We start from the raw sequence: 6216 nt of genomic DNA on the forward strand, positions 1-6216 counted from the left end.
CTGGCAATGCCCTTTCTGTCGAGTCGAACATGACCGCGATATCAATGCGGCGCTCAACATCGAGCGCAAGGGCATAACAGAATTACAGGCGGCGGGACTCGTCGTCTCTGCCCACGGAGGCCAGCGTAAATCCGTCATAAAGACGGTGGCGGCCTGAGAAGTGGGAAGCCTCGCCGTTTTTACGGCGGGGAGCAGTCACCTTAAGCGCTTTACGGACAGATGTTGGGATAGTTGTCTGGCTGCGACGGGTAAGTTTGGATTCTGCACTAACTTCGAACTCAACATTTGGTAAGACGTGCATATTTCTACCTCGTTATGCTGATTTGAGAATCTGCTTAACGAAATGTAATGCAAATACATTGTACTGGCAATATATCTATATTATCGCTTCATGCCGACTTCCAAGTGTTAAGTTTTTCAGTTTATTACATTGAATAACAATAAAATTAATCAACCGAAATTCGACTAAATCCCTCTGTGAGATCATCAATCAAATCTTGAACATTCTCCAGCCCGACATGCAGGCGAAACAGGGTACCCGTTCTTTGTGGCGCACCGTACTGGCGTATTATTTTTATCTCTTCTGGTTGATAACCCAGGATCAAAGATTCAAAACCGCCCCATGAGAATGCCATTTTAAAGTGGTGAAAATTATCCAGATAATCGGTAAATTGCTGCGGGGTTAATTTCTCTTTCAACTGAAAAGAGAACAGACCATTACTGCCGCTGAAATCACGGATGAAATTCTTGTGACCGGGGCAGGAAGGCAGAGCCGGATGATAGACTGCGGCGACTTCGGTTCGTTGTTGCAGCCAGCGAGCGATTTCAATACTGCTTTTTTCATGCTGTTTCAGGCGAATAGCTAAAGTACGTAATCCACGACTGGCCATATAAACCGTATCGGCATCTGCCATTTGTCCCATCAAATAAGAACTCTCTCGCAGTTGTACACAACAGCGTTCATTAGCCACCGCAATCCCTAACATTGCGTCTGAGTGACCAATAATATATTTGGTGCCTGATTGAATCGAAATATCGATGCCGAATTCTAGTGCTTTAAACAGCACGCCTGCGGACCAGGTATTATCGATCATGATGACAATATCTGGATTGACGCGCCGTACTGCACGGACAATAGCGGGAATATCCTGTACTTCCATCGTGATGGAGCCAGGGGACTCAAGAAACACCACTTTGGTATTGGGCTTAATCAGATCAGCAATCTCCTCGCCAATCATGGGATCGAAATAATCAGTGGTAATATTCATCCGTGACAATATCTTGTCGCAGAAGCCTTGCGTCGGGTCATAAGCCGAACCTGTTAATAGAATATGATCACCGGCGGCGGCAAAAGCGAGAATGGCATTACTAACCGCGGCAGCACCAGAAGGGTAAAGCATACAGCCTGCGCCACCTTCCAGTTCAGCCATTGCTGCTTGAAAAGAGAAATGAGTCTGTGTACCACGGCGGCCATAAAACAGTTCACCTTTGGCCCGGTTTTGCGTCGCCTGTCTTTTGGCGGCGACAGAATCGAAGATCACCGATGATGTCCGCTGAATGATTGGATTGACTGCGCCTTGAGTAAATTTTTTGCTTCTACCTGCATTGACCAGTGAAGTTTCTAGTTTTTTTTCTGCCATGATCCATTGCTACCTTGAACACTTCAATTTTTGAAATGGTGTAAAAAAATAGAGTTAACACGTTAAAAGATTTAGACCTTTTTGTACAAAGGGATTAGAACAACTTGACGAAAATTCATTCTGATTACCTGTGAGTGGGAGCTCCTTAGCTTTATTTTGTGAAGGGGTAATACTTTTTTATTAAACAATAATGATAATTACTATCAAATCACTTAAGGTTTGATATTATCAGCCTGCATTTTCATTCAATCTGGTGAAGATGAGTGAAGACTCGGTATAAATAAGGTTAGTGAGATGACGAACAGTAATTCACGGCTAAATAACAAGGTTTATAGCAAAGGGAGTAAAGGCCAACTGATGCGAAATTTGACTGCTTCAATAATATTAGCGTTCGGGCTGACAGGTTCAGCATTGGCTGATACAGCACCAGCATCGGCAACAGATAACAATACTACGGCAAAAATCGCCCAAATTGCAGGTTCTACTCCGGCAACGACGGGTACAATCGCACCACCTGTAAATCAGATTGCACCGCAAACGGCACCTGAGACGGAGGCCGCCCAAGTGACGCCGGTTGCAACGGATGAGGTTGCACCTAACGTTCCTGCTGATGAAGCCAGCCTTTCCAGCGGCTTTGCGACTGATCTGTCTATTTGGGGCATGTATCAGAACGCCGACGTTGTTGTTAAGACCGTGATGATTGGTCTGGTGATCGCTTCTGTGATTACCTGGGCCTTATTCTTCTCAAAAGGCACAGAACTGTTGGCTGCTGGTCGTCGTTTACGTAAAGAGCGACTGGCTTTGGCGGACGTGAAGAATCTTGATCAGGCTGCGGAAATTGCCGAAGGTTTCAACAAACTCAGTATCAGCCGTTTGTTACTGGGTGAAGCACGGGCAGAACGCCAGTTATCTTCCGAGAGTACTGATCTGAATAGCACAAAAGAGCGTGCTGCTTTCCGTATGGAGCGTTCGGTTGCGGCGATCAGCCGTCATATGGGGCGTGGTAATGGCTACCTGGCAACCATTGGGGCGATCTCTCCTTTCGTTGGTCTGTTTGGTACGGTATGGGGCATCATGAACAGCTTTATCGGTATTGCTCACTCACAGACAACTAACCTCGCGGTTGTGGCGCCGGGTATTGCGGAAGCTTTATTAGCGACAGCGCTTGGGCTGGTGGCGGCGATTCCTGCCGTTGTGATTTATAACATCTTCGCCCGAATGATCACTGCTTACCGTGGTCAGGTTGGTGATATGGCGGCACAGTCACTATTACTGCTTGGCCGTGATCTGGATTTAGCAAATAGCAAGACAAGGTGATTTATGGCAATACGTCTTAATGAAGATTTGGACGATAGCGGCGAATTGCACGAAATCAACGTCACACCATTTATTGACGTGATGTTGGTGTTATTGATTATCTTCATGGTAGCAGCGCCATTGGCAACCGTTGATATTAAAGTGGATCTACCTGCTTCGTCGGCAAAACCGCAGCCACGTCCAGAAAAACCGGTATTCTTGACGGTTAAGGCTGATCGTCAGCTTTATGTCGGTGATCAACAGGTCGATCATGATACTTTGGCAGCGGTATTGGATCAGACCACCCAATCTAATAAAGAGACCACCATCTTCTTTCAAGCTGATAAAACCGTGGATTATGAAACACTGATGAGTGTGATGGACTCTTTGCGTAAATCGGGCTATCTGAAAGTAGGCTTGGTAGGGATGGAAGCGGTTTCATCGGGTTAATTGTCACTGATTCTTCCATTGATTAACCGCGCTGGAAAGCGCGGTTGAGATAAAATGATAATTGGTTTGTATTAATTAAGAGCTTAATTTAAACAGGATGAGGGATAATCACGCTATTCTGGATCGATAAGAAAACATCGAAATGACATTTACAGAATCTGTCTGATCATGAAGCTCATAAAGTGAATTATCGTTAGCCAATTCAAGCAGCATTGGCACTGTAATTTTCAGACGCTTTGCTAATGCTTCAATATCAATACAAACATCATTAATAAGCACTTTTATTGCTCGATGAAATAATTCAGGTTTTTCATGGGGAATAAGATAATCCTCTTTTTCCTCAATAGCTTCTCCCTTACGTTTAAGCCCCAAAAAAGCCGTTTTGTATTGCGTATCGCTTAAAAGGGAAAGCTGATGCGCCCGATAAATAATTGCGGCTTTACTTACTTTCCAGGTTAACTTGAACTCGCTTAGACCTCGCCAATTGATTCTCCCGCCTATCGGGGCAGGGAAATATTTAGCCATTGCACTTCGTGGTAAAAGTAGGGCAGAGGCAAATTGGTTGGCTTGAGATTCGGTTATTCTGTCACCGGTAGATATTCCGCCGTGTAACACAAGATGTCCAATTTCATGTGCAATATCAAACCGTTGTCGGCATGGTGACTTCTTGGCTGTATTTCTGACAATGAAAGGTCTATCTAATGGAACGGATAACGCGTCAACATCATCAGATACCGAGTCAAACGAGGTAACAAATGCACCTAGCTTTTCAGCTAGTCGAGTCACATTTTCAATTGGCCCAAACCCTAATCCCCAATCAATCCGACATTTTTCTGCTGCTCGTTCAACTTCTTCCGGGGAATTTGCTTTTAATTCAGGAAATAACACCGGGGGTAAATTTAGGTTTTCTTCAAAAACAACGATTAATCGTCTATATAACTCAGCCTTTGCAAGTGCTGCTAATTTTGTTGCTACTCTGATTGCGCTGCGTTTACGGAAATGAACAATCTCCTCGTTCACAGGAGATTGTACTTGGGTTTCAAAAAACGCAGGAGTAACCTGCAATACAGTCGCTAATTCATTAGAAAGTTCATTAGTGGGCACAGCAAAGCCGGATTCCAGCCGCTGAATATATTGGCGGGTTTTATTAACCCGCTCAGCCACTTGCTCAAGAGATAGCTCGTGATACAGACGAGCTAACCGCAAATTAGAACCATTGAACACTTGTCACCTACTACTTGTTGTTGCGCTTGTTTTCTCTGGATTTATCAGGCACCGCAGCACTGATAGGATCCAATTCGATTGTTACCGCAGATGGCGGTGTGTTGTCTGTAGAATGCAGCACAGATATTTTGCTGTTATCGTAAGTCCATTGAGACAACATTTCTTCATGCTCGTTGTAACCAGCAAAATGAACTTGTGCGCCTTCGCCTTCAAACTGGGGTTTTTCTACAATAAAGCGCCATATTGTTGGTATCGTGATTTCTGGTGCCCAGAGTTGGTCTACACTATTACGGCGAAAGAAGCCTGATTTTTTGGGATTTTCTGGGTCATCAGTAAAAAAACGAAGTGGGATTGTTTCTATTTCGATGGTCGTATCCATACCAGGATTAGTTAGTCTCAGCCAATCATAAGTACCTTTCATGCAGAGCTGGATAAGACATTGCCTTTGTCGGCCAAATGTACAGGTACCTCGGGTATAATTATCATCTAATGGTGTAGAAAGCTGCTCATAGGTATGATCAAGCACATTGAGTAGTTCTTTTGCAATGATACTTAAACGTTCTTCACTTAACTGCGGATGAAATTCCCAAGGGTAGCGGATGTTTGGCATTTGCTGTTTTCTCTAAAGGTGCAAAAATTCAAATTTGTCAACCTTGATGTTGGTGCAATTTTCCAATTTTGTCAATCTAACATCATCTAAATTGTTTTTTGATGTATTTCAAATCGAACAAATCATATGGTTGTTTATTACCACTTATGTTGATTTCTTTTGGTTAATTGCTATTTAATTTCCACTTATAACTGGAAAAAATTGGCCTCCAAAGAGTGAATTAAAGAGAGTAGAGTGATTATTTTATTGGGGAAAATAGGTAATTGATAAATATCTATGATATCAATGCGGAGATCAACATTGAGCGCAAGGGCACATCAGCATTACAGGCGGCGGTTCTGCCTAAAGCCAATTTTCCTTGTTGCCGATGTAGTTGATAGATCGCATTTGCCAAAATTCTCCCTCCAGATGCCCCTGGTGGGCGGCCCAGAGAAATGGCTCCTCCATTACAGTTAACATGAGGAGCATCTCATTGAATTTTAGCAAAATCCGCCGTAAACCCTCGCCCAATGCGGGCGGTGATATAAGGCGAAAAGCCCGCAGGGCTTTCAGGTTATTAACCATCACGTTCACTGGCAGCCCGGGGGGGGGGACACGGCCCAAAAAAGCGGTTAAAATACATAAACTATCCCGATGAGCGCTGATGATGTTAAGAGCCACCAAAGTCCGCATTTACCCGACACCCGAACAGGCTGATTATCTCAATGCTCAGTTCGGTGCGGTCCGTTTCGCGTACAACAAGGCGCTCCACATCAAGAAGCACGCTTATCAACGCCACGGGGTGAACCTCAGCCCGCGTAAAGACCTCAAGCCCTTACTGTCAGTGGCGAAAAAATCCCGCCGGTATGCCTGGCTCAAAGCGTATGACGCCATCGCCTTGCAGCAGGCGGTGATTAACCTCGATATGGCGTTTTCCCACTTTTTTAATCCGAAGCTGAAAGCACGCTTCCCGGCGTTCAAACGCAAGCATGGCAGGCAGTCCAGCTATCATTGTGT

The 6216-nt window shown here is 44.6% G+C and carries 8 protein-coding genes and 1 pseudogene; 4 read left to right on the plus strand and 5 right to left on the minus strand.

Features of this window, described 5'->3' with window-relative positions; genetic code table 11:
- On the plus strand, nucleotides 1-157 hold a 157-nt coding region (locus EAE93_RS23275), incomplete at its 5' end, for a zinc ribbon domain-containing protein (protein ID WP_214039904.1).
- On the opposite strand, the gene EAE93_RS24885 is transcribed toward EAE93_RS23275, so the two are convergent.
- Nucleotides 83-301, minus strand: coding sequence for an AbrB/MazE/SpoVT family DNA-binding domain-containing protein (locus EAE93_RS24885; protein WP_052105769.1), 219 nt, complete (start codon nucleotides 299-301; stop codon nucleotides 83-85). The genes EAE93_RS23275 and EAE93_RS24885 overlap by 75 nt on opposite strands.
- Nucleotides 302-446: 145 nt before the next feature.
- A complete protein-coding gene (gene metC / locus EAE93_RS23285; protein WP_036808702.1) occupies nucleotides 447-1640 on the minus strand; it encodes a cystathionine beta-lyase in 1194 nt (397 codons plus the stop codon).
- A gap of 357 nt (nucleotides 1641-1997) precedes the next feature.
- Between metC and exbB the strand changes: the two genes are divergently transcribed.
- Together exbB and exbD are read left to right on the plus strand one after the other, a co-directional pair.
- The gene (gene exbB / locus EAE93_RS23290) at nucleotides 1998-2957 is read left to right on the plus strand and encodes a tonB-system energizer ExbB (protein WP_036809162.1); all 960 of its coding nucleotides are present in this window, start codon (nucleotides 1998-2000) and stop codon (nucleotides 2955-2957) included.
- Nucleotides 2958-2960: 3 nt separating this feature from the next.
- The gene (gene exbD / locus EAE93_RS23295) at nucleotides 2961-3386 is read left to right on the plus strand and encodes a TonB system transport protein ExbD (RefSeq protein WP_015835631.1); all 426 of its coding nucleotides are present in this window, start codon (nucleotides 2961-2963) and stop codon (nucleotides 3384-3386) included.
- A 108-nt stretch (nucleotides 3387-3494) separates the two neighbouring features.
- Here exbD and EAE93_RS23300 read toward each other — a convergent pair whose 3' ends face one another.
- From EAE93_RS23300 to EAE93_RS23310, 3 genes and pseudogenes are all read right to left on the minus strand, one after another.
- Nucleotides 3495-4610, minus strand: coding sequence for a helix-turn-helix domain-containing protein (locus EAE93_RS23300; protein WP_036808703.1), 1116 nt, complete (start codon nucleotides 4608-4610; stop codon nucleotides 3495-3497).
- A 10-nt stretch (nucleotides 4611-4620) separates the two neighbouring features.
- Nucleotides 4621-5220: a hypothetical protein gene (locus EAE93_RS23305; protein WP_036808704.1), complete on the minus strand. Its 600-nt coding sequence runs from the start codon at nucleotides 5218-5220 to the stop codon at nucleotides 4621-4623.
- A 274-nt stretch (nucleotides 5221-5494) separates the two neighbouring features.
- Nucleotides 5495-5671, minus strand: a pseudogene (locus tag EAE93_RS23310) (hypothetical protein); the annotation flags it as partial.
- Between the two features lie 195 nt (nucleotides 5672-5866).
- Here EAE93_RS23310 and EAE93_RS23315 point away from each other — a divergent pair.
- Nucleotides 5867-6216 (plus strand): helix-turn-helix domain-containing protein (locus tag EAE93_RS23315; RefSeq protein WP_214040204.1); only part of this gene is annotated, 350 nt, incomplete at its 3' end.

Source organism: Photorhabdus akhurstii, assembly GCF_018448925.1.
In the GTDB taxonomy this organism is placed as follows: Bacteria; Pseudomonadota; Gammaproteobacteria; order Enterobacterales; family Enterobacteriaceae; genus Photorhabdus; species Photorhabdus akhurstii.